This is a genomic window from Pseudomonas sp. St29 (genome assembly GCF_001547915.1).
Classification (GTDB): Bacteria; Pseudomonadota; Gammaproteobacteria; order Pseudomonadales; family Pseudomonadaceae; genus Aquipseudomonas.
Window position 1 is genome coordinate 1,564,345 of sequence record NZ_AP014628.1, and the last position, 23,641, is coordinate 1,587,985.

Sequence of the window (23,641 nt, forward strand, 5' to 3'; positions counted from 1 at the left end):
CTAGAGCCCCAGGCGCGCCAGCTGGCGCAGGTCGGCGATCACCGCCGGGTTGCCGCCTTCCAGCACGTCCAGGCGCATTTGCGCGATCAGCGATTTCAGCAGCTCGGTCTGGGTCATCCGGGTGGCTTGCAGCAGGCGCGCGAGATCCTCGGCCACATAGTGGTTGACCTTCAGCGACAGGCGTTTCATGGCCGGCACGGCCGGCAACTGGCGGGCCTCGGCCTGTTCGGCCAGGTACGCGGCGAAGCCCTCATGCACCTGCTCCAGGGAAGACGCCGGAGGAGCGCTGAAGTAGTAGCTGAAGAACAGTTTGCGCATCTGCACCCCGGCGTCTTCGGCCACCGAGTGCATCGCCGCATCCAGCACATCGAGGTAGACCGCCGGCAGCCGCGCCTCGATGGAGGTCAATGACTGCTTGCGGGCTTCCTTGATCGCCGGCGTCGACTGGGGCGGGATGGCCACCACCGTGGCGCACAGGTCGCAGACCCCCACCAGGACCTCCCGGGCCTGGCCGTTGCCGTCGCTGAAAGGGACGTCGCGGCGGGTGTAGGTGATGCCCACGACCTGTTGGCAATGCTCACAAAGCGCCTTGCCCCGGTCGCCCTGCAGATAGAGTTTCATGGGTTGCCCTCATCGGTGAACGCTGATGAACCAGGTTTCTGGCTCGATAAAGTAGAACTTGATGTACCAGCCCGCCTTCTTCAGCACATGGACGGCAAGGTCCGGGACGCTGTGGTGGGCACTGCAATGGTGGTCGGTGCCCTTGCAGGCGCCGATGACCTCGATCAGTTGGCCCGCCGAAACCTCGCCAGTGGCCAGCAGGTTCTTGACCTCGATCGAACCGCGCGCGGCATGCAGATAGTTGCCGCTTTGTAGTGCATTGATCAGGTCCCGCCTGACCTTCCTGAAGCCTCTGTCCATGATGCGTTCTCGGTTGTACGACAGTCGTCGTACATAATCAATGGGACGTTGACTGAAAGCGCCCAACGGCCTTTCAGCGGTGTTCAGGGGGGAGTCGATCTTAGCCCGGCAGGCGCGGGCGGCAGGGTCGGGTTAATGGCTTGCAATACATCGGTGATGGCCAACGGCTGGCCTGCTGCGGTGCGTCCGATGCACCGCAGCCAGTGGCCGTCAGAAGAAGCGGGTCACGCTGATCTTGGCGTTGCGTCCGACGCTGTAGGCGTTGTCGCCGCTGAGGGCCGGGCGGTAGTCGCGGTTGAACATGTTATCCAGGGTGAAGTTGACTTCGGTGCCCTTGAGGTAGGCCTGCTGGGGCTTCCAGTTGGCGAACAGGCCCTGCACGTTGTAGCGGTCATTGCCGTACTGGTCCCAGTAGGAGTCGCCCAGGCTGCTGGCCGGGCCACTGGGGTATTTGTCGCTGGGCAGGCGGTCGGTCTGGCGCACCCACTGGCCCTGCCAGCCGACCTGGGCATCCCACTGGGGAATCTTCACTCCCAGGGTCGCCACCCATTTGCGCGGCGGAATGTCCCGGGCCCAGACGTTCGGCCCCCAGGGGTTGGTGTAGGCGCCCTGGTGCTTGCCGGTGATCCACGAGTAGGACAGGGCGCCGAACAGGTAGCTGGAGTCGTAGTAGCTTTCGACTTCGAAGCCCTTGATGGTCAGGTCGCCGATGTTGCGATACACCGACATCGGCGACTCCTTGCACACCTGGGCGATGCTCTTGCCGGTGCTCAGTTGTTCCGCGCAGCCGATCCCGGTGGCCTTGAGAATCTCGTTGCTGATCTTGTTCTGGAACACCGTGGTGCGGATCTGCAGGTTGTCGTTGTCGGCCAGCACCTTGGAGAAGTTGTGGAGGGTCCCCGCGCGCAACGCGGTGATGCGCTCCGGGTCCAGGTTGCGGCTGGTGGCCGAGCGGGTGCTGCCGGGGGCCTGCACTTCGTACTGCTCGTCGATTACCGGTGCGCGCCAGGTCTTGCTGTAGTCGGCGAACAGCGCCAGGTTCGGATTGACGTTCCAGAACGCCGAGAGGCGCGGCGACCAGCCGGTGTAGGTCTTGTCGCCGTAGTCATGGCCGTCCTTGGGGTTGGTGCTGTTGTACAGCGGCGCGTCGTTTTCCTGGCCACGGTTGCGCACATGGTCGTAGCGCAGCGACGGGGTCAGGGTGAAGTCCCCCAGGGTCACCGCGTCCTGGATGTAGAAGGCGTTGTTGTCGACCTTGCCATGGGGCATGAACCCCGGCTGGTAGTGGCCGTAGTTGTACTTGGGCACTTCGTAGGTCTTGCCCGGCATCCACATGTCCACCTCGCGGGTGTGCTTGCGGATCTGCGTGCCGAGGGTCAGGGCATTGTCCAGGGAACCGGTGCTGAAGCGGCTGATGTTGGTCACTTCGAGGATCTTGTCCTCGTAGCCCACGGTGATCTTGCGACCGCCGGTGACCGGTTGATAGAAAGCGGTCGGGCCGCGTTCGTCGGTCTGATCGGTCGTGGAATTGGAGTACTGGACCTTGAGATCGATCCAGGGGTTGTCCACCGGCTGGTACTCGTACTTGGTCAGCCAGGTGGTGTCGATGGTGTTGCGCTGGGCCAGGTAGCGCTTGGTGGCGCCGTCGTAGCCGTACTTGTCGATGTTGGCCTTGCTGGGGGGCGCCGGGTAGCTCTTGGCCGAGAAGGGCGCCCAGATGTCGCTGTCGGAGCGCATGTAGCTCAGGCCCAGGCGCTGCTCGTCGGTCAGTTGCATGTTGAACTTGAACAGCTCGCCTTCCAGGTCCTGGGCGGTGTTGGGCTGGCGCTTGGGGTTGATCAGGTATTCATTGCGCGGGTCGGGAACGGAGCTGGCCAGCTTCATGTCGTCGCCGTCGCGCTTGGTCCAGTAGGCCAGGGCATCGAAACGATGATCGTCGGAACGGCCATACACCGCCGAGGTGTAGGCCTGTTGATGGTCGTTGCTGCTGTAGCCGTACTTGACCATGGCGCCGGCGTTGCGCCCGTCCTGCAACAGGTCCGGGGCGTCCTTGGTTTCGGTGTGCACGGTGCCGCCGAAACCGCCGTTGCCGGTCTTGGGCGAGTGCGGGCCCTTTTCCACTTCCACCCGCCGGATCAGTTCCGGCTCGATGAAAATCACTCCCTGCTGGTAGCGCTCGAAGCCGCTCTTGGTGGCGCCGTCGACGGTGATCGGCACGTCCTCGGCGTCCCCCAGGCCCCAGATGTTGATGGTCTGGCCGCCGGGTTTCAGCGAGCCGCCGAGGCTGACGCCGGGCAGGGTGTCGATCAGGCTGACCACGTTGTTGGACTGGTGGCGATCGATTTCCGCCTGGTTCAGGGTCGAGCGGCCGACACTGGCGGCGTCGACCTCGGTGCCGTTGCCGATCACGCTCATGGCCCCCAGTTGCAGGGCCGAGCCGCTGCTGACGCTGGTTTCGGCGGGGCGCACGACGTAGGTGTTGTCGACCTTCAGCAGATTGAACGGGCCGCCCTGGAGCAGGCTGCGGATCGCCTCTTCGGGGCTGAAGTCCCCCTGCAGGGCCGGTGCCTTGGCGTTGCGCAGCAATTGCTCATCGAACAGCAGCTGGATCTTCGCCTGCTGGGCGACCTGACTCAGGGACGCGGCCAGGGGCTGCGCCGGCAACTGGAAATGCAACGGCCCGGCCTGGACCTGCAGGCTGAAGGCCAGGCAGGCGGCGAGCAGGGTTGGGCGGGTACGGACTAACGGAACAGGCAAGAACGCGCGAAACATGACATCCCCCAGAGCGGCTTAAAGGCCAGAAAGGCGCTGCGGACAGAGCGCAGACAGGAGGAAGACGCGGCAGTGAAAAAATACCTCATATGCGAATGCAAAATATTCTCATGTATTGCTCAGCGGGCTTCGATCTTCAACTGACCGTCGGCCTGGACCCGGGTTTTCACCGGAATCAGGGCGGGCAGGGCCTTGACCAGGGCATCCGGGTCGTTGACGTCGAGGTTGCCGGACACCTTGTAGGCGCCGATGGAGCCCTCGGCCAGTTGCACCGGCTGCCGCCGATAGAGGTTCAGCTCGTCCACCAGGCTGGCCAGGTCGCGGTTGCGAAAGGCCAGGCGCCCGCTGCGCCAGTCGGCCACTTCGTCGCGGTCCAGGGACTGTTGGCGCAAGGTGCCTTGGTGCAGGTCGTAGACCGCCTGCTGCCGGGCCCCCAGCAGGGTCAGTTCCCCGGGCTTGCCGTCCGGGCTGAACGCCACCTGGCCGTGGGCCACGCTGACCACCAGTTGGCGCTGACCGCGGCGCACGTCAAATGCGGTGCCCACCACCCGGACCTTGGCCGCACCGCTGTGCACCCACAGCGGGCGCTCCTGGTCGGCGGCGACCTCCAGGTACAGCTGGCCCTGCTGCAGGTAGATATCCCGTTGCCGGGCGCTGAAATCCACCTTCACCTGAGTATTGGCATTGACGTAGAGGGTGCTGCCGTCCGGCAGCTTGAAGGCTCGGGCGCCCTGTTCCTGTGCCGCGATCTGCTGCCGGTAAGGCGCCTGGGGTGTCCCCAGGTTGAGCGCCAGCACCGCGCACAGCACCGCGGCCGCCGCTGCCAGGGCCGGCCGCCAGAGCGGCGTCTTGCGCCGGGGGAGCGGCACGGGGCGGTTCAGCTGCTGCAACTGCGCCAGATCGACCCACAACTGCTCGAACTCGGCATAGGCCCGGGCATGGGCCGGTTCACTGATCCAGCTGTCGAACGCCTTGCGCGTGGCCCGGTCCGGATCATTGCGGTTACGGGCGAACCAACTGGCGGCCTGGGCATCGATCTGCTCGCTGTCGAGGTCGTCCTGGGGGCCGGAAAAGCGGGTCATTCAGGCTGCTCCTTGCCATTTTCTCGTTGTAGGTGTTGCTTGCAATGCAGCAGGGCAAAGGCGATGTGTTTCTCCACCATGCTCACGGAAATCCCCATGCGCTCGGCGATCTGCGTCTGGCTCAGCCCCTCGAAGCGGTGCAGCATAAGGGCTTCGCGGCGCCGCGGCGAGAGCTGGGCGAGGACTTCTTTCAATTGTTCCAGGCGTTGCAGGCGCTGGGCGGCGGGCAGTGGCTCGTGCTGTTCGTCGGCCAGGGGCTCAGTGTCCAAGCCTGACTCGGGATGGACCTGGTGATGCACCCTGGAGCGCACCTGCTGGCGCCGCCAATGATCGCGCAGCAGGTTGCGTGCCATCTGGAACAGGAAGGCCCGGGGCTGTTCGACCTGGTCCCGGTCCCGGTAGTCGAGCCATTGGGTGAACACGTCCTGGGTCATGTCCGCCGCGTCGCTGGCGTTGTCCGTGCGTTTGCGCAGGAAATGCAGGATGTCCGCATAGAACCCGCGGACAGAGTCCGCCAGTGCAGAGTCGGGCTTGGAGCGAGACATGGATATCCTTCTTGACGACGCGGTGAGCACAAGGTCGCGAATGATATCGAGAATTATTGCTATTTGTCACTTTGGCAGAGTGACGATCAACCGGCACCGCCTACGCGTCCGAAATACCCCTCCTCGCAGGAGCGGGCTTGCAGCGAAGGCGACCTTGCGAGCGATGCCAGGCTTGCGGCCTCTTCGCCGGTAAGCCGGCTCCTACAAGGGGAAGCAGGCCTGTAGGAGCTGGCGTGCCAGCGAAAGCCCCCTCTAAGGCTCAGATCACGAAGAAACCGTGGGTGCCGTCGCGACGCAGTTGCTCCACCAGGCCGAATTCCCAGTCCAGGTAGCCCTGCATGGCTTCTTTCGGGTTGTCGGTGCCTTCATACGGGCGCCGGTAACGGTCGATCCGCGGCGAGGCCAGTTGCTGGCGGCTTTCCTCGACGGGCAGGCCGGCGTCGATCCAGGCCGCGGTGCCGCCGCTGAGCAGGAACACCGGGCGCTGGGTCAGGGCCTGCAACTGGGGCACCACGAAACGCGCCAGCAGACTGCTGCCGCAGGTCAGGACATAGCGTTCGGGCTGGGGCAACTGGGCCAGGGATTCCTGCAACTGGCTGGGCAGCACCCACCAGGCCCCGGGGATGTGGCGTTGCACGTAGTTGGCGCTGGCAGTGAAATCCAGCACCAGGGTGCCGGGCTGCTCCAGCCAGGCGGCCAGGGTCCGCGGGCTGATTTCTTCGGCCGGCGCGGTGTCCGGCAGCGGTGCCTGCCAGGGCCCGCGCACGCTGAAGTCGCTGTCGCGCAGGCCGTCGAGCACCGCCACTTGCCAGCCCATCTGGGCCAGCCAGGATGCGCTCATGTTGGCCCGTACCCCGTCGTTGTCCACCAGCACCAGGCGCGCACCGCGCACACTGGCGAAGTGATCGGTTTCCTGCACCAGTTGCCCACCGGGCGTGGAACGGGCGCCGGGCAGGTGACCGGCGGCGAATTCTTCCGGGGTGCGCACATCGAACAGATAGCTGGTGCGCTTGGGATCGGCTTGCCAGCGCCGCCACTGGGCCAGGTCGATGCGCGCCACATCGGCCCGGTCCGCGACCGCCCGTGCCGCCGTTTGCGCCTCGGCCCGCCGCTCTTCGTCGACCGGCCGGAAGCGCCGACTCTGGCCGTGCTCGAGTTTCTGTCCGGCCAGGGTCCAGCCGATGGTGCCGTTGCGCAGGGCCGCCACCGGATTGGGAATGCCGGCGTTGACCAGGGATTGGGTGCCGATGATGCTGCGGGTGCGTCCGGCGCAGTTGACCACCACCTGTGTCCGCGGATCGGGGGCCAGCTCACGCACCCGCAGCACCAGCTCGGCGCCGGGCACGCTGGTGCTGCCGGGAATGCTCATGGTCTGGTACTCGTCGAAACGCCGGGCATCGAGCACCACCAGGTCGGCCTGCCGGTCGAGCAGCGCCTGCAGTTCCTCGGCGGCCAGGGACGGGGTATGACGCTCGGCTTCCACCAGTTCGCCAAAGGACTTGCTCGGTACGTTGACGTCCTTGAACAGCTCGCCACCGGCGGTGCGCCATCCGTCCAGGCCGCCTTCGAGCAGGGCGACGTCGCTGTAGCCCAGTTGCCCCAGGCGGCTCGCGGCGCGCTGGGCCAGTCCTTCGCCCTGGTCATAGAGGGTGATCGGGGTGTCGCGCCGGGGGATGCGCGCATAGGCCTCCAGCTCCAGTTTCGACAGCGGGATATTGGCCGCGAACAGCGGGTGGGCTTCGGCGAAAGGCGCCTCTTCACGCACGTCGATCAGCGCCATTTCCTGGCGGTCGAGCAGGGCCTGACGGATCTGCGCCGGGCTGCGGGTAGGGAAATCGGTCATTGCGGGGGCTCCTTCGACAAGTCCCAGAGGTTAGGCAGCAAGCGGTTGGAATAACCGGAGATAAAGGGCTTCTCGTGACCTTCGGCGGTGTACACGGCCCGGCGTACCGCGCCGATGTTGGCGCCGTACACGTGGATGCTGATGGACACCCGGTCGGCGTAGGCATTGCTCACCTGATGGATGTCGCCAATGCGTGGCGACACCGCTTCCACTTGCCCCGGCACCAGGCGAATCGGAGCCCCCGCAGGTTGCAGGCGCCCGTCCGCCAGGCGCTCGAAGCCCTGGCTATCCTCGGCGCCGCGGAGCATGCCGATCAGGCCCCAGACCCGGTGATCGTGGATCGGCGTGCGCTGCCCCGGACCCCAGACGAAGCTGACGATGGAAAAGCGCTGGCGCGAGTCGACATGCAGCAGCCATTGCTGATAGTGCTGCGGGTCGGGCTGGGCGAATTCATCGGGCAGCCAGTCGTCCTGGCTCACCAGGCGCTGCAGCAGGTCGGCGCCTTGCTCCAGTATCCGGGGCTCATCGGGATGGCCGTCCAGCAGCTCGGCCAGGGCGGCGATGAAGTCCCGCAGGCGGGCGAAGTTGGGGGTATCGATAGCGACTGTTGCGGCGTTGTGGGGCATGGGCTCCCTCCGTGGACACAAGGCAAAGGACGCGAACTACACGGGCGAGCTAAAAGGTATTATTCTTATCGAACATTTTTCCAGTCATTTATTATGCGAAAAAAGAATGAAGATAGATGATCTGAACGCGTTCGTGGCGGTGATCCGCTGCCAGACCATCAGCCAGGCGGCCGATGCCCTGCAGTTGACCCAGCCGGCCATCACCCGCCGGGTGCAGAATTTCGAGGAAGCCCTGGGGGTGGAACTGCTGGACCGCAACACCAAGCCGCTCAAGCCCACCAGCATGGGCTTGCGGGTTTACGGCCAGTGCCTGGAAGTGCTGCGCAGCATCGACGCCCTGAACGAGCTGGTGGCCAATGACGGCGCCCCCAGCGGCGCCCTGCGCATCGGTGTGCCGCAGACCATTGGCGACGTGGTGCTGCTGGATGCCCTGAGCCAGCTCAAGAGCCTCTATCCGCAGTTGCAGACCTCGGTAGCCACCGGCTGGGGCAGCCACCTGCTGAACAAGGTCGAGAACGGTGAACTGGACGTGGTGGCCGCGCTGTTTCCCGCCGGCAAGGTATTCCCCGAAGGGGTGGTAGGGCGCTCCCTGGGCAGCATGAATCTGGTGGTGGTGGCGGCCAAGGGCGAGGTGCGCAAACGCTCGTGCAAGCTGGCCGACTGTTACCAGCGCGGCTGGGTGCTGAACCCCGACGGCTGCGGTTTTCGGGCCGGCCTGCAACGGGCTTTGAGCGCCCAGGGCCTGACCTTGCAGATCAACCTGGAAACCTTCGGCACCGAGCTGCAACTGGGGCTGATCGCCAATGGCCTGGGCTACGGTCTGGTGCCGCTGCCGCTGCTGGAGAACAGCAGTCACCGGGACAAACTGGAGATCGTCCCGGTCAGCGACTTCAAGCCGGTGATCGACCTGTGGCTGATCCACCCGCGCTTTCTCGGCAACCTGCAGGAGCCGGTGAGTCTGTTCGGCGAAATGGTCGCCGCTCGTGTCGGCTAGCCACGGGTGCGGCACAAATCGGCGGTAGGAGCTGGCTTGCCAGCGAAGGTGCCGGTAAAGGCGGCACAAGGCTCTACGGCCTTTTCGCCGGCAAGCCGGCGCCTACGGGTTATCCTTTATTTGCATATATATCTGTTTGATGAATGCATTTTTTGTATATTACGTTAGAACCAAAACGAATTTCACGGACGTTTTTTATGTAGTTAGCATGGGGCTCGAACGCGCTGAAATAGGGATGTTGAAATGCCTGCGCAAGCCCCGCTCTCCTTGTATGCCCGCTGGACCGAGCGCCCCGGAGTGAAGTTCCTCGGCAATCTGTCGCTGCGCCTGATCAGCCCGCTGTTGCTGCTGTTGCTCTGGGAGCTGGCGTCGCGCAGCGGGCTGTTGCCGGCGCGGATCATCGCCGCCCCCAGCACCATCGGCGGCACCCTGTGGCAGATGCTCGGCAGCGGCGAGCTGGGCGGGCACCTGTGGGTGTCCCTCCAGCGCGCCCTCAGCGGCCTGGCCATCGGCGTCAGCCTGGGCACTGTCCTGGCCCTGGTGGCGGGGCTGTCGCGGCGCGGCGAGATCGCCATCGACTCGCCGATGCAGATGCTGCGCACCCTGCCGTTCCTGGCCATCGTGCCGCTGTTCATCCTCTGGTTCGGCGTTGGGGAGACGCCGAAGATCGCCCTGATTGCCCTGGGCACCACCTTTCCCATCTACCTGACGCTGTTTTCCGGCATCCGCAGCCTGGACCCCAAGCTGCTGGAGGCGGCAACCCTGCTCGGCCTCAAGCGCTGGGAACTGATCGTCCACGTGATCCTGCCCGGGGCCTTGCCGGCGTTCTTCGTCGGCCTGCGCTACGCCTTCGGCATCAGTTGGCTGGGGCTGGTGGTGGTGGAGCAGATCAACGCCAGCGCCGGCATCGGCTACCTGGTCAACGACGCCCGGGACTTCATGCGCACCGATGTGATCGTCATCTGCCTCTTGGTCTACAGCGTGCTCGGCCTGGGCATCGACGGGCTGGTACGCGGCCTCGAACGTTGCGCCCTGGCCTGGCGCCCGACCTTTATCAGGAACTGACCATGACTGTGTCATTGCCCCAGCCGGGCCCTGTGCGCGCCGCCGTCGAATGCCGTGGGGTGACCCGACGTTTCGCCGGGCAGGCGGTACTCGACAGCCTGGACCTGAACATCGCCCCGGGGGAGTTCGTCGCCCTGCTGGGCAGCAGCGGTTCGGGCAAGACCACCTTGCTCCGGGCCCTGGCCGGGCTGGAACCCATCGACGAGGGCCGGTTGCAGGTGCCTTCGGCCATGGCCGCGGTGTTCCAGGAGCCACGGCTGATGCCCTGGAAGCGCGTGTGGCGCAACGTTGCCCTGGGCGTGCGTGGGGCTGGGGTCCGCGAGCGGGCCGAGGCGGCGCTGGGCGAGGTCGGGCTGGCCCATCGGTTGGGCGCCTGGCCCGGCACCCTGTCCGGCGGCGAGGCCCAGCGCGTGGCGCTGGCCCGGGCCCTGGTGCGCGAGCCGCAGCTGTTGCTGCTGGATGAACCCTTCGCCGCCCTCGACGCCCTGACCCGGATCCGCATGCATCAACTGATCATCCGCCTGTGGCGGGCGCACACCCCGGCGGTGCTGCTGGTGACCCACGATGTCGACGAGGCGCTGCTGCTGGCCGACCGGGTGCTGGTGCTGGCCAACGGGCAAATCGCCGAACAACTGCCGATCCGCCTGCCGCGTCCGCGTCAGGTGTCCGCCCCGGGGTTCCAGCCGCTGCGTGCGCGGTTGCTGCAACTGCTGGGCGTGGAAACCGAGGACGAGCCGGCCGTCGACATCTCCCACCCCTTGAGCAGGACTGCCAGCCGATGAGCCTTTCCAGCGTGCAACCGTCTTCGTCCGTGTCCCGTCCCGTCCCTGATCCGGACTCCAGCGAGTTCGCCGACCTGCTGCAGCAGTTGAGCGAGGAGTTCGCCGCCAGTGCGGCCCATTACGATCGCCACAGCGAGTTTCCCCACGCCAACCTGCAGCGCCTGCACCAGCATGGCCTGCTGGCCCTGACCGTGCCCCGGGCCCTGGGCGGCAGCGAGGCGACCCTGGCCCAGGCGCGGCGGGTGATCGGCGCCGTGGCCCGGGGCGAACCTTCCACCGCGCTGGTGCTGGTGATGCAGTACCTGCAGCACACCCGCCTGCAACAGAACAGCGCCTGGCCCCTGCACCTGCGCCAGCGCGTGGCGCGCGAGGCGGTGCAAGAGGGCGCCCTGATCAATGCGCTGCGGGTCGAGCCGGACCTCGGCACCCCGGCCCGGGGCGGCTTGCCGGCCACCCTGGCGCGCCGGGTCGAGGGCGGCTGGCGGCTCAGCGGGCGCAAGATCTACTCCACCGGCATTCCCGGGCTGACCTGGCTGGCGGTCTGGGCCCGCAGCGACGATGCCCAGCCGCAGGTCGGCACCTGGCTGGTGCACCGCGACAGCCCCGGCATCCGCGTCGAGGAAACCTGGGACCACCTGGGCATGCGCGCCACCGGCAGCCACGACGTGATCTTCGATGAAGTGTTTGTGCCCATGGAGCACGCGGTGGACATCCAGCCGGCCAACGTTCCGCGCCCCTCGGAGCTGGACAGCAAGGGCGTGCTCTGGCTGGCGGTGCTGCTGTCGGCGATCTACGACGGCGTGGCCCGCGCCGCCCGTGACTGGCTGCTGGGCTGGCTGGCCCAGCGCGCCCCGGCCAACCTCGGCGCGCCGCTGTCGAGCCTGCCGCGTTTCCAGGAGCTGATCGGGCGCATCGACGCCTTGCTGTTGAACAACCGGGTGCTGCTCGATGCCGCCGCCGAAGGGCGGATCGCCCCGGGCGAGGCGACCCAGATCAAGTACCTGGTGACCAGCAACGCCATCAGCGCCGTGGAGCTGGGCATCGAGGCCATCGGCAATCCCGGGCTGGCCCGGGGCAACCCCATCGAGCGGCATTACCGTGATGTGCTGTGCAGCCGGATCCACACCCCGCAGAACGACGCGATCCTTGGCGCCGTGGGCCGCGCCGCCTTTGCCTTGCCCAGCCGGGGAGCCCAGGTGTGACGCGCATTGCCAGCCAGCTCGACGAGGGCTTCAACCAGCAACTGCGCCAGTCGCTGCCAGGCGTCGAGGTGCTGAGCCTGCCCCGAGGGCTGCCCAGTGATCTGCCCGGGGATGTTCAGGTGCTGCTGGCGGCGCCCCATGCCGATTTTCGTGACGCGCCAGAGCCGCCCGCGGGCTGGCCCTTCGGCTTGGGGTTCGTGCAATTGGTGACCTCGGGCCTGGATTATTTCCCCCGTTGGCTGTTCCAGGATCTGCCGGTGGCCAGCGCCCGGGGCAGCACCGCCGAGAGCATTGCCGAGTTTGCCCTGGCGGCGATCTTCGCCGCCGCCAAGCAATTGCCCCAGGTGTGGATCGAGCGCGCCGAACACTGGCAGCCACGGCCGCTGGCCTCGGTGGCCGGCAGCACCCTGGGCCTGTTCGGCTTTGGCAGCATTGCCCGCGAACTGGCGCCCAAGGCCCAGGCCCTGGGCATGCAGGTGCTGGCCCTGCGCCGTTCGGCGCAGCCTTTCGAGGTGCCCGGGGTCGAACCGGTGGCCGACCTGCACCAGCTGTTTGCCCGGGCCGATCACCTGCTGCTGGCGGTGCCCCTGACCGAGCAGACCCGACGCATCATCGATGCCGATGTCCTGGCGTCGGCCAAGCCGGGGCTGCACCTGATCAATATCGCTCGCGGTGCGCTGATCGATCAGTCGGCGCTGTTGCAGGCCCTGGAGACGGGGCGCATCGGCCTGGCCAGCCTGGATGTGGCCGACCCCGAACCGCTGCCCGCGGGCCACGCTTTTTATCGCCACCCGGGCATTCGCCTGTCGCCCCACACCTCGGCCAATTCGCCACGGGTCTACCTGAATATCGCCCGCTTGCTGGGGCGCAATCTGCAGCGCTGGAGAGATGGTTTACCCCTGGAAAACCCGGTGGAGATCCAGCGTGGCTACTAATACACGGTTCCAGCCTTGGCCTGCAGCGCTTCGTGTAGCCGCTGCCGCAGGCTGCGCAGGAGACGCAGGGGGCTTGAGGTCGCTGAAGGTTCGGCGGGCGATTGCCAAGCAAGGCCCTGCGGGCCTTTGCGCAGCCTCGCAGGCTCGGCAGCGGCTACAGGGCCCATGTCGGGCCGGGATAGGTGTAGCCGCTGCCGCAGGCTGCGAACGGCCCGAAGGGACGCGAGGTTCTCAAGGTTGCTGCAGGTTTGGCGGGCGATTGCCAAGCAAGGCCCTGCGGGCCTTTGCGCAGCTTCGCGGGCTCGGCAGCGGCTACAGGGCCCATGTCGGGCCGGGATAGGTGTAGCCGCTGCCGCAGGCTGCGAACGGCCCGAAGGGACGCGAGGTTCTCAAGGTTGCTGCAGGTTTGGCGGGAGATTGCCAAGCAAGGCCCTGCGGGCCTTTGCGCGCAGGGTATCGATGACCACTTCAAGGAGAGCGGACATGACCGCACATTTTCGTCCCGCGGTGTATGACTTGCCCCGCGATGGCCATACGGTGTTTCGCTGGGAGCACCCGCCCCAGCAGGCCACGGTCGAGCTGGAGCGCCAGCAGCGCAAGCAAAGCCTGGCCGCGGCCTTTAGGGTGTTCGCCCGGCTGGGCTTCGACATGGGGGGCGCCGGGCATATCACCGTGCGCGACCCGGGGCGCCCGGACCATTTCTGGGTCAACCCGGTGGGGGTGTATTTCGGCCATGTGCGGGTGTCGGACCTGCTGCTGGTCAACCCCGAAGGCGCGGTGATCGAAGGCGAGGGGGCGCTGAACCTCGCCGCGTTCGCCATTCATGCCGCCTTGCACGAAGCCCATCCCGAAGTGGTGGCCGCGGCCCATGCCCATTCGTTGCACGGCAAGGCCTGGTCGAGCCTGGGGCGTCTGCTGGACCCGCTGACCCAGGACGCCTGCGCCTTTTACGAGAAGCACGGGCTGTTCGACAACTTCTCCGGGGTGGTGCTGGAGGCCAGCGAAGGCGCGCGGATCGCCGCCGCGCTGCTGGGGCACAAGGCGCTGATCCTGCAGAACCATGGCCTGCTGACCGTGGGCGAAACCGTCGAGGCGGCGGTGTGGCGCTTCATCGCCATGGACAACGCCGCCCAGACCCAGCTGCTGGCGGAAGCCGCCGGCACCCCGCGACTCATTCCCCACGAGGTGGCGCGCCACACCGCGCGCCAGGTCGGCACCGAGTTCGGCGGCTGGTTCAGCTTCCAGCCTTACCGCGAACGGATCGTGCGTGAAGAACCGGATTTTCTCGATTAAGGACCCTTGCCCATGCAGCGTCGTCACTTTCTCCAACTCTCGGCCCTGGCCGGCCTGGCCGCCGCCTTGCCGCGCCTGGGCCTGGGGGCCGCCGTGGATCTATCCGGAGTCACCCTGAATGTCGCCACCTACAAGGGCGCGGCGCCGAGCTTCTTTGCCGAGGCGGGCATCGAGCCGCCGCCCTACAAGGTCAGGTACGCCGAGTTCACCGGCGGCAACCTGAGCTTCGAGGCCCTGGTCAGCGGCACCCTGGACATCTCGCCGATGAGCGAGATCCCGCCGATCTTCGGCATCAAGAACCACGCCCCGGTGAAGCTGATCGCGGTGCTCACCGGTGACGTCAATAATCAGGCCTTCATCGTGCCCAAGGGCTCTGCGGTGCAGTCGGTGGCCGAGCTCAAGGGCAAGCGCATCGGCTACATCCGCTCCACCAGCTCGCACTACTTTCTGCTCAAGGCACTGAAGGAACAGGGCCTGGGTTTTGCCGACATCGTGCCCATGGCGCTGACCCCGCAAGACGGTTTCGCCGCCTTCCAGAACGGCGCCCTGGATGCCTGGGTCAGCTTCGGCTACTTCATCCAGCTGGCGGAACTGCGGGCCGGGGCCCGGGTGCTGAAGACCGGCCAGGGCTACCTGTCCGGCAACTACGTGATCGCCGCCAACCAGAACAGCATTGCCGACCCGCTCAAGCACGCGGCGATCACCGACTACATCCTGCGCGAATACCGCGCCTGGCAATGGATCGCCAGCCATCCCGAGGAATGGGCCACCAAGAGCGCCAAGATTCTTGGCATGCCCCGGGAAGTGTTCCTGGCCCAATACCGCGCCCAGAGCGGCCCACGACTGTTGCAACCGGTGGACGACGCGGCGGTGAAATCCCAGCAGGACGTGGCCGACCTGTTTTTCGAAGCCGGCGTCCTGCCCCAGCAGCTGGATGTTTCCGGGCTGTGGGACCGCAGCTTCCACTGGTCCTGACCCCTTGTAGGAGCCGGCTTGCCGGCGAATAGGCCCTTGAGCCTTGCAACGATCTCGGGGCCGCCTTCGCTGGCAAGCCAGCTCCTACAGGTACACGCCCATGCTGATATTTGCGTGGGAGCCGGCTTGCCGGCGAATAGGCCCTCGAGCCTTGCAACGATCTCGGGGCCGCCTTCGCTGGCAAGCCAGCTCCTACAGGTACACGCCCATGCTGATATTTGCGTGGGAGCCGGCTTGCCGGCGAATAGGCCCTTGAGTCCTGCAATGATCTCGGGGCCGCCTTCGCTGGCAAGCCAGCTCCTACGGTCCGATGGGGCGATTTCTTTGATTGGCCAGGAGGCCCGATGTTTTCTCGAACCTTGCTGTGTCTGGCGCTGGTCAGCCCCTGGGCGCTGGCCGCCAGCCCGGCGCCATCGTTGCACCAGCGCCTGACGGTGCTCGACAGCCACCTCGATACCCCGATGCAACTGGCCCGCCCCGGGTGGGACATCACTCAGCGCCATGACTATCGGGACGACCTGTCCCAGGTCGATCTGCCACGGATGAAAGAGGGCGGGCTGGACGGCGGGTTCTGGGCCATCTTCACCCCACAGGGCCCGCTCAACGCCGAGGGCCGGACCCTGGCCAGCGAACATGGGCTGGCGGTGCTGGCGCGGATCCGCGACCTGATCGCCGCCCACCCCGATGATTTCGCCCTGGCCCTGCAGGCCAGCGATGTTCCGGCCATCGTCGCCCGTGGCCAGCGAGTGGTCTTCATCAGCATGGAGAACGCCGAGCCCCTGGCCGCCGATCCGGCCCGCTTGCACACCTATTACCGCCAGGGCCTGCGCATGCTCGGCCTGGTGCACTCGGCCAACAACGATTTCGCCGACTCCGCCACCGCCCTGCCGCAGTGGCACGGCCTGAGCCCGGCGGGGCGCGAACTGGTGGCCGAGGCCAATCGCCTGGGCATCCTGCTGGACGTGTCCCATGCCTCGGACCAGGTATTCGACCAGGTCCTGGCCCTGTCCACGGCACCGATCATTGCCTCGCATTCCAGCAGCCGGGCGATCACCGCCCATCCGCGCAACCTGGATGACCGGCGCCTGCGCCAGCTGGCGGCCAGGGGCGGAGTGGTGCAGGTCAACAGCTTCCCCAGCGACCTGATCAACCACGCGCCCAACCCCGAGCGCGACAAGGCCCTGGGGCCGCTGTACCGCGAGTTTCGCCTGGCGGCGAGCTTGAGCCCCGGGCAGGTGGCGGACCTGGCCGAGCGCATTCGCCAGGTCGAGGCGCGTTACCCGCAGCCCAGGGCCAGCCTGGACGACTACATGCGCCATCTGCTGCACATCCTGGACGTGGTGGGGCCGGACCATGTGGGCATCGGTGCCGACTGGGATGGCGGCGGCGGGGTGCAGGGGCTGGAGGATGTGACGCAGCTGGCGCGAATCACCGAACGCCTGCTGGCGGCGGGTTACAGCGAAGCGGATCTGGTGAAGATCTGGGGTGGGAATCTGCTGCGGGTGCTTGCTGCGGCGCAGGCCGCTAGCGCTGGTTAGGAGGCTGACTGTTTCAGGCCAGATGAAAGGCTTGTCTGATTCGCCAAATCATCTGTTGCAGGCTTTCTGTCAGCCCTATGGCGGCAGGATCCACGGCTTGTTCGGCCAGTTGCCGCAGGAACTGCTGCAGGTCTTCAGCTATTGGGCCGGGCAGGTGGGTTGAGTGGGGAGCAAGCAGGACCGAGAGGCTCAAGACATCGTTACGGTGTTTGCGAATGTTCCTGCTGTCGATCTGCTCCCCCTTGCCCTGGCGCTCGGTCAGGTTCAGCCAGGCATGGGCCTTGAGGGGAATCAGCCGGTCCGCCCCGATGTGGGTGATAGCGTCGATCTGCTGCATGCCTGCGAGTAAAAAGTCGTAGTACTGGTCGTTGAGCAAGATGGCCGAAAGGCTTGAGACGGCCTCGTCGACAGGAATAGGACTCAAGGTCGCGCCCTCGGCCAGATCGATGCCTTCCGGGCTGCGTGAGAACAGTTCGATCTGTACAGGGAAGCGGGTATCGGCCGGAGCCATGAAGCGATAGAAAATCGGCCTTTGGTCATTGCGTTGCTTGATCTGATAACCGCCGGCTCGTATGAACTCCCAGAACCGAGCGACAAACGAAGGGTCCAGCGCTTCGATGATCAGGACGATGTCCAGGTCTCGGGTAGCTCTGAACGCCTGGCCGGCTTCTTCCATGCTCAGGTAGGCGGCCACGCCTCCGATCATCACGTAGCGGTCGGCGTAGTCGGTGAAGTACTCACGGAAGCGGTCCAGCCCCCTTACCATTTCAAGTCTCCTTCCACTTGGCTCAAGCCGATCTGGATCCTTTCATCCTTGCTGTCCTGCAAGCTCAGGAGCAGCGAGAAAGGATCGACACAGCCATCCTTTGTCCGAGCATAGACGGTGGGTTCGTAGGACCAGATCTGCAATGCGCAGACGGCGTCCTCGGGGGCAACTTCGCTCAGCGCCAGGCAGTCCTTCAGGAGCGTGGCCAGGGTTTCACTGGAGCAGGCGTAAACCGGCAGCCGGGGTTCCATCAGCAGGCTGTGCTCGTGCAGCGCCGACTCGCCTGCCAATAGCAGTGGCGTGTGATTCAAGTGCGGGATCTGGTTCAGCCACAGGGTCTTTTTCAAGGGGGAGCGCATGTGCTTCCTGGCGTCTTCCCAGAGTTGATGCGACGAAACCTGGATCTCGATATGGGCTTGCCGGTCGTTGTGTACCACGATCAAACCCAGATCTTTCAGCTCTTTGACGGCGCGGGAAACGGTCATCTTGGAGTACTTGAACGGGTAGCCCAGCGTCGATTGGGACAACTGCAACGAGGGCGGCGAGGGATTCATCAACAGGTGGATCAGCATGGCCTGGGTGGCCGGACTCATGAGCGTGATTTTTTCCTGTCGAGCGCGGAAGTACTCCCGCAGATCAAGCCCCAGTTCGGGGATGAACAGCTGGTTGCCGGGGACGATGAACTGCACGCCCTTGTCAATCAGGCGCTTGCGCTCATAGGAGGCCAGGGCCTCTGCCACGAAGATCAGGGGGGCCTGGGTCAGCTTGCGCAGCGTATCCATGTGCTTTTTCACGTCCGGCAAGCTGGCCGCTTGCTGCGGGTTCTCCAGCAAGACCACGCAGGCTTGTCCGAGCAGGGTCATGTGCAGGAGGCAATAGTGGCTGTTGAGGTAGTAGGGAAGGTTGGGGGCTTGATCCCAGGCGCTGAAGCTTGGGGTATCGCCGAGCACCGTCTCGATGTAGGAGGCGAGCGCAGGCAGTTGGGGAGCCCTGTGCTGGAGTTCGGGGTTCATGGTCGGTGTCCTTTTAACATGATTTAAGAACGGTAACATTGAAAATGTTACTGTTCAATAAATACGTTACAAACGGTTTTTCCCGGTGTAGACCCGCGGGCCGAGGTGGATTGTCCTGCGACTGGCTAGTCACTGTTGTTCATGCGTCTTGTGCAGTATTTGCGTGTCTGAATATGAAACAAAGTAATATTTGCATATGCTTAAAATGTATTTCTCTTATTAAATGAGCGCCCCTAGGATGGCTTCCCATAGACCCAAGTGACTGCATAAGTCCGCGGGCTATAACCGAACGCACTATCCATTCGCAGCAGGGAGCGCTGGCATGCCACTGACCAGAAGACAATTGATCGCCCGTATCGCCGCTGTCGGCGGGGTCCAGGCGGCGAGCGCGGTCATGGGCCTGTTCGGCGGCTCGGGCAATGCCGAGGCCTTCGAGGAGAACTATGCGTCGCTGCCCAGCGCGGCGGTGGGCAAGGGCGCTTCGGTGGTGGTGATCGGCGCCGGGATCGGTGGCCTGGTCAGTGCCTATGAACTGAACAAGGCCGGGTTCAAGGTCACGCTGCTCGAAGCCCGGGACCGGGTCGGCGGGCGCAACTGGACGGTGCGCGGCGGCGATCGGGTGGAGTACAGCGACGGCAGTGTGCAGGTCGCCGAGTTCGACGACGGCTTCTACCTGAATGCCGGGGCCGGCCGCCTGCCCAGCCATCACCAGTTGATGCTCGGCTACTGCCGCGAGCTGGGGGTGGAGTTGGAGGTGCTGGTCAACACCAGCCGCAATGCCTTGGTGCGGCCGGACCTGAATCAGCCGGCGTTGCAGATCCGTCAGGCGGTCAACGACAGCCGCGGGCATTTTTCCGAACTGCTGGCCAAGGCGGTCAACCGGCATGCCCTGGACCAGGAGCTGACGGCTGCCGATCGCAGCAACCTGCTGAGCTTTCTGAAAACCTGGGGCGACCTTTCCGACAAGCTCGAATACCTGGGATCGGCCCGCTCGGGCTACAAGGTCTGGCCCGGCGCCGGTGACCAGCTGGCGCAGAAGAACGACCCGCTGCCGTTGCAGACCCTGCTCAACCCGGCGCTGACCACGGCGCTGATGATCGATGAATACCCGGAATTCTCGCCCACCATGTTCCAGCCGGTGGGTGGCATGGATCGCATCCCCCAGGCCTTTGCCCGGCGTCTGCAAGGGCAGTTGCGGCTGCACAGCGAGGTGCGTTCCATCACCAACCGGGCCGACGGTGCCGAGGTGGTCTACCTGGATCGCCGCAGCGGCCGCACCCAGAGCCTCAAGGCCGACTACGTGATCAGCTCCCTGCCCTTGCCGCTGCTGGCCAAGGTCGAGAACAACTTCAGCGCCCCGGTGCGTCAGGCCATCGGCGCGGTGCAGTTCGGTTACGCCAACAAGGTGGCCTGGCAGTCGCGGCGCTTCTGGGAAAGCCAGTACCAGATCTACGGCGGGCTGTCGTTCATCAACCAGGAGGCTTCCGGGCTGTGGTACCCCAGCGGCGGTTTCAACCAGGCCGAGGGGGTGCTGGTGGCGGCCTACAACAACGGTGAAACCGCGCGACGCTTCGGGGAGAAAAGCCTGGCCCAGCAGATCGAGATTTCCCGTCAGGCGGTGGAGTTGCTGCACCCCGGCCATGGCCATGAACTGCGCAAGCCGCTGGTGATTGCCTGGGGCAAGATCCCCTACAACTTCGGCCCCTGGATCAGCCATGAAGTGGCCGAGCCGGACTACAGCCTGCTCAACCAGCCCCAGGGCCGGGTCTACCTGACCAGCGATGGCCTGGCCCACAGCGGCGTGGGCATCTGGCAGGAAGCCGCCGCCGGCGCCGCGCGGCGCGTGGTGCGCCACCTTTTTCAACGGGCGCAAGGCTCGTCGCTACAGCAAACGGCCTGAAAAAGCCGAGCACTCATAAAACAGTAGTCACCCATTGCCGGGTAGCGGACCTCCGAGGCTGGCAAACACAACCTTGGAGCGTCTTTGCATGTCTTTGAAAAACACCGTCGTAGGGCTGGGGCTGTTGTGCGCCGCCAGCAGCAGCTGGGCCGCGGGGATCCAGCGCGTGCCGTCCACCTATCCCCATTCGCCGATCCTGCAATCGGTGACCTTGCCCTCCAACAGCGAGGTGACCTACCTCTCCGGCCTGCTGCCGGACCCGGTGGACCCCAAGGCGCCCAAGGAACAGATCCACGCCGCCGGCAACACCGAGAGCCAGGCCCGCGAGGTGCTGCGCAAGGTGCAGACGATCCTCGCCGGCCAGGGCTTGACCCTGGGGGATGTGGTGCAGCTGCGGATCTACCTGGTGGGCGATCCGGCCCTGGGCGGCAAGCTGGATTTTGACGGCCTGCAAGTGGCCTTTCGCGAGTTTTTCGGCACCGAGAAACAGCCGCTCAAACCCGCCCGGACCACGGTGCAAGTGGCGGGGCTGGTACTGCCCGGGGCCCTGATCGAAGTCGAAACCGTCGCCGCCCGAGCGCGCTGAGGCGCCTGTCAAAGGATCTGAAGTCATGAGTATGTCCTTGCATAAAATCGTTCTCGGCGCCGCGCCCCTGAGCCTTGGCCTGCTGAGCCTGGCAACCCCGGTGGAGCTGCTGGCCGCCGATGAAACCCTCGGCACCGTAGTGGTCACCGGCGTGCGCGGCAGCCAGCAGCGCACCGTCACCAACAGCCCGGCGCCGATCGATGTGATCGACAGCGAACAGCTGCGCAGCATCGGCCAGAACGGCCTGAAAGAAATGCTCGGGCGCCTGCTGCCGTCGTTCAACGTGCCCACCATCAACGGCGGCGGCACCGCCTTCCTGGTGCGCGGGGTGAGCATGCGCGGCCTGGGCGGCGATCAGGTGCTGGTGCTGATCAACGGCAAGCGCCGGCACAACTCGGCGCTGATCAACAACGGGGCCCGGGTCGGCAACGCCTCGGTGCCGGTGGACCTGGACCTGATTCCCACCGCCGCCATCGAGCGCATCGAAGTACTGCGCGACGGTGCTGCTGCGCAGTACGGCTCCGACGCCATCGCCGGGGTGATCAACATCATCCTCAAGCGCAACGCCGAGGGCCTGACCTCGGACACCACCCTGGGCCAGTACTACGACGGCGACGGCACCACCGGCCACGAGGCCTTCAACTGGGGCAACAAGCTGGGGGAGGACGGCGGCTTCTTCAACCTGTCCTGGGACGCCAAGATCCAGGAGCCCTACGAGCGCTCCAGCGCCGCCAGCGGCCAGCTGTACTTCAAGCAGGCCGACGGCTCGCCGGACCCGCGAGAAAGCAATCGCCAGGGCTGGGGCACCGAATACGGCCTGGGCCGCGACCGCACCACCAGCCTGGCCTACAACGCCGAGCTGCCCCTGGCCGACGACCTCAAGCTGTATTCGTTTTCCACCCTGAGCTACCGCAACAGCAACAAGGATTTGGGCCATCGCAAGCCCACCGACATCACCAGCCTGGCGGGGGTGCCCAATGCGCCGTACCCCAATGGCGGCCAGGCGCGGCGGGAAATCCGCGAGACCGACTTCCAGGTCGCCGGCGGCGCCAAGGGCCTGGCGGGCGGCTGGGACTGGGATTTGTCCAGCACCTACGGCAAGGACCGCGGGGTGCTGGACACCGCCAACAACCTGAACATCTCCAACGGCCCCTACGGTCAGCACGACTTCCACCTGGGCAATCTGGTGTTCGACCAGTGGACCAACAACCTGGACTTCTCCCGGGCCCTGGACATCGGCTGGAGCAGCCCGCTGGAAACCTCCTTCGGGGTGGAATACCGCTGGGAGAAATACGCCCTGGAGGAGGGCGAACCCAATTCCTACAACCAGGGCAGCTATGTGCCGGCCACCGGCCCCTTTGCCGGCGTGGTGCCGGACCCGGGGCTGTTCTCGGTCAACGGCACCACCCCGGAAGACGCCTACAGCCTCAAGCGTCACAGCGAGGCGGCCTATGTGGACCTGGGCCTGAACATCACCCCCAACTGGTACGTCGGCGCGGCGGCGCGCTATGAGAAGTACAACCTCGGGGTGGGCGATACCACCAGCGGCAAGCTGACCACGCGCTACGAGTTCCTCCCCGGCTACGCGGTGCGCGCGGCGGTGAGCAACGGCTTCCGCGCGCCGTCCCTGGCCCAGAGCGTGTTCTCCACCACCAGCACCGTGACCCAGTTCGGCGCGGGCGGCACCACCAGCTCGGTGCGCACCAAGCAGATGCGCCCCAACTCGCCGGAAGCCATTGCCCTTGGAGCCAAGGACCTGGAGCCGGAAACCTCGCGCAACTACAGCCTGGGCTTCACCGCCGAACCCACCGAACGCCTGCGCCTGACCGCCGACTTCTACCTGATCGACATCGACAAGCGCATCCTCCAGACCGGCATCCTCAAGGGCCCGGCGGTGTCGCAGATCCTGGTGGAGAACGGCCTGTCGCCGAACCTCGCCGGGCAGTACTACACCAACGCCGCCGACACCCGGACCAAGGGCGTCGATCTGGTGGCGGACTACAGCCAGTCGTTCGGCGAGTACGGCACGGCCAAGTGGAGCCTGGCCTACAACCACAACAAGACCACCATCCGCGACCTGGCGGACACCCCGGCGGCGCTGTCGCGCCTGGGGGCCGGCTATGTGCTGTTCGACCGCCAGCAGCAGATCGACCTGACTAAATCCACACCCAAGGACAAGTGGATCCTGTCCACCAACTACAAGGTCGGCGACTGGACCACCAACCTGCAGCTGACCCGCTTTGGCGAGTACACCGAAGGCTCGAACATCCCGGCCAACGACCGCACCTACAGCGCCAAGTGGATCACCGACCTGGACGTGGCCTACGACGTGACCCAGAACCTCACCGTGGCGGTGGGCGCCAACAACCTGTTCGACGTGTACCCGGACAAGATCGGCCTCAAGGCCTGGGCGGGGACCTATGAATACGGGATGTTCTCGCCCTATGGCCTGGGCGGTGGCTATTACTACAGCCGCGTCAGCCTGGCGTTCTGAGCATGACCACGATCACTCTCGCAGGAGCTGGCTTGCCAGCGAAGGCGGTCGCATGACGGGTGCAGGGTTCAGGGGCTGTTCGCCAGCAAGCTGGCTCCTACGGCCGCTGTGTCAGCCTGGTGTTCTGAAGCACGCCAGCCATCCACCTCGTAGGAGCTGGCTTGCCAGCGAAGGCGGCCGCATGACGGGTGCAGGGTTCAGGGGCTGTTCGCCAGCAAGCTGGCTCCTACGGCCGCTGTGTCAGCCTGGTGTTCTGAAGCACGCCAGTCATCCACCTCGTAGGAGCTGGCTTGCCAGCGAAGGTGGCCG

The 23,641-nt window shown here is 65.6% G+C and carries 20 protein-coding genes; 11 read left to right on the forward strand and 9 right to left on the reverse strand.

Going from position 1 to position 23,641, the window contains the following annotated elements; genetic code table 11:
• From PST29_RS07075 to PST29_RS07105, 7 genes are all read right to left on the reverse strand, one after another.
• Entirely contained in the window at positions 1–621 is a 621-nt protein-coding gene (locus PST29_RS07075; protein ID WP_060842687.1) for a hypothetical protein, read from the reverse strand.
• Between the two features lie 9 nt (positions 622–630).
• A complete protein-coding gene (locus PST29_RS07080; protein ID WP_060837922.1) occupies positions 631–921 on the reverse strand; it encodes a hypothetical protein in 291 nt (96 codons plus the stop codon).
• A 210-nt stretch (positions 922–1,131) separates the two neighbouring features.
• Positions 1,132–3,693, reverse strand: coding sequence for a TonB-dependent receptor (locus PST29_RS07085; protein WP_060842689.1), 2,562 nt, complete (start codon positions 3,691–3,693; stop codon positions 1,132–1,134).
• Between the two features lie 119 nt (positions 3,694–3,812).
• On the reverse strand, positions 3,813–4,775 hold the full coding sequence (locus PST29_RS07090; RefSeq protein WP_060837924.1) for a FecR family protein: 963 nt from the start codon (positions 4,773–4,775) through the stop codon (positions 3,813–3,815).
• Positions 4,772–5,320, reverse strand: a complete 549-nt coding sequence (locus PST29_RS07095; protein WP_060837925.1) for an RNA polymerase sigma factor — start codon at positions 5,318–5,320, stop codon at positions 4,772–4,774. The genes PST29_RS07090 and PST29_RS07095 overlap by 4 nt, the downstream gene beginning before the upstream one ends.
• A 259-nt stretch (positions 5,321–5,579) precedes the next feature.
• Entirely contained in the window at positions 5,580–7,163 is a 1,584-nt protein-coding gene (locus tag PST29_RS07100; protein WP_060842690.1) for a rhodanese-related sulfurtransferase, read from the reverse strand.
• Complete coding sequence (locus PST29_RS07105; protein ID WP_060842691.1) at positions 7,160–7,789, reverse strand: cysteine dioxygenase; 630 nt, start codon at positions 7,787–7,789, stop codon at positions 7,160–7,162. The genes PST29_RS07100 and PST29_RS07105 overlap by 4 nt, the downstream gene beginning before the upstream one ends.
• Before the next feature lie 106 nt (positions 7,790–7,895).
• Here PST29_RS07105 and PST29_RS07110 point away from each other — a divergent pair, with 106 nt between their 5' ends.
• From PST29_RS07110 to PST29_RS07145, 8 genes are all read left to right on the forward strand, one after another.
• A complete protein-coding gene (locus tag PST29_RS07110) occupies positions 7,896–8,783 on the forward strand; it encodes a LysR family transcriptional regulator (protein WP_060837928.1) in 888 nt (295 codons plus the stop codon).
• A gap of 243 nt (positions 8,784–9,026) precedes the next feature.
• Complete coding sequence (locus PST29_RS07115) at positions 9,027–9,848, forward strand: ABC transporter permease (protein ID WP_060842692.1); 822 nt, start codon at positions 9,027–9,029, stop codon at positions 9,846–9,848.
• Positions 9,849–9,850: 2 nt separating this feature from the next.
• Positions 9,851–10,630 carry an ABC transporter ATP-binding protein gene (locus tag PST29_RS07120; protein ID WP_060842693.1) on the forward strand — a complete coding sequence of 260 codons (780 nt, stop codon included), beginning with the start codon at positions 9,851–9,853 and terminating at the stop codon, positions 10,628–10,630.
• Positions 10,627–11,832, forward strand: a complete 1,206-nt coding sequence (locus PST29_RS07125; RefSeq protein ID WP_060842694.1) for an acyl-CoA dehydrogenase family protein — start codon at positions 10,627–10,629, stop codon at positions 11,830–11,832. The genes PST29_RS07120 and PST29_RS07125 overlap by 4 nt, the downstream gene beginning before the upstream one ends.
• The gene (locus PST29_RS07130; RefSeq protein ID WP_060842695.1) at positions 11,829–12,767 is read left to right on the forward strand and encodes a D-isomer specific 2-hydroxyacid dehydrogenase family protein; all 939 of its coding nucleotides are present in this window, start codon (positions 11,829–11,831) and stop codon (positions 12,765–12,767) included. The genes PST29_RS07125 and PST29_RS07130 overlap by 4 nt, the downstream gene beginning before the upstream one ends.
• Positions 12,768–13,250: 483 nt before the next feature.
• Positions 13,251–14,060, forward strand: a complete 810-nt coding sequence (locus PST29_RS07135; protein ID WP_060842696.1) for a class II aldolase/adducin family protein — start codon at positions 13,251–13,253, stop codon at positions 14,058–14,060.
• Between the two features lie 12 nt (positions 14,061–14,072).
• Positions 14,073–15,035, forward strand: coding sequence for an ABC transporter substrate-binding protein (locus PST29_RS07140; protein WP_060837934.1), 963 nt, complete (start codon positions 14,073–14,075; stop codon positions 15,033–15,035).
• A gap of 344 nt (positions 15,036–15,379) precedes the next feature.
• A complete protein-coding gene (locus PST29_RS07145; protein WP_060842697.1) occupies positions 15,380–16,573 on the forward strand; it encodes a dipeptidase in 1,194 nt (397 codons plus the stop codon).
• Positions 16,574–16,586: 13 nt separating this feature from the next.
• On the opposite strand, the gene PST29_RS07150 is transcribed toward PST29_RS07145, so the two are convergent.
• Both PST29_RS07150 and PST29_RS07155 read right to left on the reverse strand, forming a co-directional pair.
• Entirely contained in the window at positions 16,587–17,339 is a 753-nt protein-coding gene (locus tag PST29_RS07150; protein ID WP_060842698.1) for a hypothetical protein, read from the reverse strand.
• Positions 17,333–18,352 (reverse strand): MarR family transcriptional regulator, encoded by a 1,020-nt coding sequence (locus PST29_RS07155; RefSeq protein WP_060842699.1) that lies wholly within the window; start codon positions 18,350–18,352, stop codon positions 17,333–17,335. Before PST29_RS07155 ends, PST29_RS07150 begins: the two co-directional genes overlap by 7 nt.
• A gap of 322 nt (positions 18,353–18,674) precedes the next feature.
• On the opposite strand from PST29_RS07155, the gene PST29_RS07160 reads away from it, so the two are divergent.
• The 3 genes from PST29_RS07160 (at position 18,675) to PST29_RS07170 (ending at position 23,332) form a co-directional block, all read left to right on the forward strand.
• The gene (locus tag PST29_RS07160) at positions 18,675–20,252 is read left to right on the forward strand and encodes a flavin monoamine oxidase family protein (protein WP_060842700.1); all 1,578 of its coding nucleotides are present in this window, start codon (positions 18,675–18,677) and stop codon (positions 20,250–20,252) included.
• 88 nt (positions 20,253–20,340) lie between these two features.
• Positions 20,341–20,838 (forward strand): RidA family protein, encoded by a 498-nt coding sequence (locus PST29_RS07165; RefSeq protein WP_060842701.1) that lies wholly within the window; start codon positions 20,341–20,343, stop codon positions 20,836–20,838.
• Positions 20,839–20,863: 25 nt separating this feature from the next.
• Positions 20,864–23,332 carry a TonB-dependent receptor plug domain-containing protein gene (locus PST29_RS07170; RefSeq protein WP_060837939.1) on the forward strand — a complete coding sequence of 823 codons (2,469 nt, stop codon included), beginning with the start codon at positions 20,864–20,866 and terminating at the stop codon, positions 23,330–23,332.
• Positions 23,333–23,641: the final 309 nt, after the last annotated feature.

Excerpts from the sequence above, each read along its gene's own strand:
- PST29_RS07075 (WP_060842687.1), bottom strand. The coding sequence starts at position 621 with ATGAAACTCTATCTGCAGGGCGACCGGGGCAAGGCGCTTTGTGAGCAT.
- PST29_RS07080 (WP_060837922.1), bottom strand. The coding sequence starts at position 921 with ATGGACAGAGGCTTCAGGAAGGTCAGGCGGGACCTGATCAATGCACTA.
- PST29_RS07085 (WP_060842689.1), bottom strand. The coding sequence starts at position 3,693 with ATGTTTCGCGCGTTCTTGCCTGTTCCGTTAGTCCGTACCCGCCCAACC.
- PST29_RS07090 (WP_060837924.1), bottom strand. The coding sequence starts at position 4,775 with ATGACCCGCTTTTCCGGCCCCCAGGACGACCTCGACAGCGAGCAGATC.
- PST29_RS07095 (WP_060837925.1), bottom strand. The coding sequence starts at position 5,320 with ATGTCTCGCTCCAAGCCCGACTCTGCACTGGCGGACTCTGTCCGCGGG.
- PST29_RS07100 (WP_060842690.1), bottom strand. The coding sequence starts at position 7,163 with ATGACCGATTTCCCTACCCGCAGCCCGGCGCAGATCCGTCAGGCCCTG.
- PST29_RS07105 (WP_060842691.1), bottom strand. The coding sequence starts at position 7,789 with ATGCCCCACAACGCCGCAACAGTCGCTATCGATACCCCCAACTTCGCC.
- PST29_RS07110 (WP_060837928.1), top strand. The coding sequence starts at position 7,896 with ATGAAGATAGATGATCTGAACGCGTTCGTGGCGGTGATCCGCTGCCAG.
- PST29_RS07115 (WP_060842692.1), top strand. The coding sequence starts at position 9,027 with ATGCCTGCGCAAGCCCCGCTCTCCTTGTATGCCCGCTGGACCGAGCGC.
- PST29_RS07120 (WP_060842693.1), top strand. The coding sequence starts at position 9,851 with ATGACTGTGTCATTGCCCCAGCCGGGCCCTGTGCGCGCCGCCGTCGAA.
- PST29_RS07125 (WP_060842694.1), top strand. The coding sequence starts at position 10,627 with ATGAGCCTTTCCAGCGTGCAACCGTCTTCGTCCGTGTCCCGTCCCGTC.
- PST29_RS07135 (WP_060842696.1), top strand. The coding sequence starts at position 13,251 with ATGACCGCACATTTTCGTCCCGCGGTGTATGACTTGCCCCGCGATGGC.
- PST29_RS07140 (WP_060837934.1), top strand. The coding sequence starts at position 14,073 with ATGCAGCGTCGTCACTTTCTCCAACTCTCGGCCCTGGCCGGCCTGGCC.
- PST29_RS07145 (WP_060842697.1), top strand. The coding sequence starts at position 15,380 with ATGTTTTCTCGAACCTTGCTGTGTCTGGCGCTGGTCAGCCCCTGGGCG.
- PST29_RS07150 (WP_060842698.1), bottom strand. The coding sequence starts at position 17,339 with ATGGTAAGGGGGCTGGACCGCTTCCGTGAGTACTTCACCGACTACGCC.
- PST29_RS07155 (WP_060842699.1), bottom strand. The coding sequence starts at position 18,352 with ATGAACCCCGAACTCCAGCACAGGGCTCCCCAACTGCCTGCGCTCGCC.
- PST29_RS07160 (WP_060842700.1), top strand. The coding sequence starts at position 18,675 with ATGCCACTGACCAGAAGACAATTGATCGCCCGTATCGCCGCTGTCGGC.
- PST29_RS07165 (WP_060842701.1), top strand. The coding sequence starts at position 20,341 with ATGTCTTTGAAAAACACCGTCGTAGGGCTGGGGCTGTTGTGCGCCGCC.
- PST29_RS07170 (WP_060837939.1), top strand. The coding sequence starts at position 20,864 with ATGAGTATGTCCTTGCATAAAATCGTTCTCGGCGCCGCGCCCCTGAGC.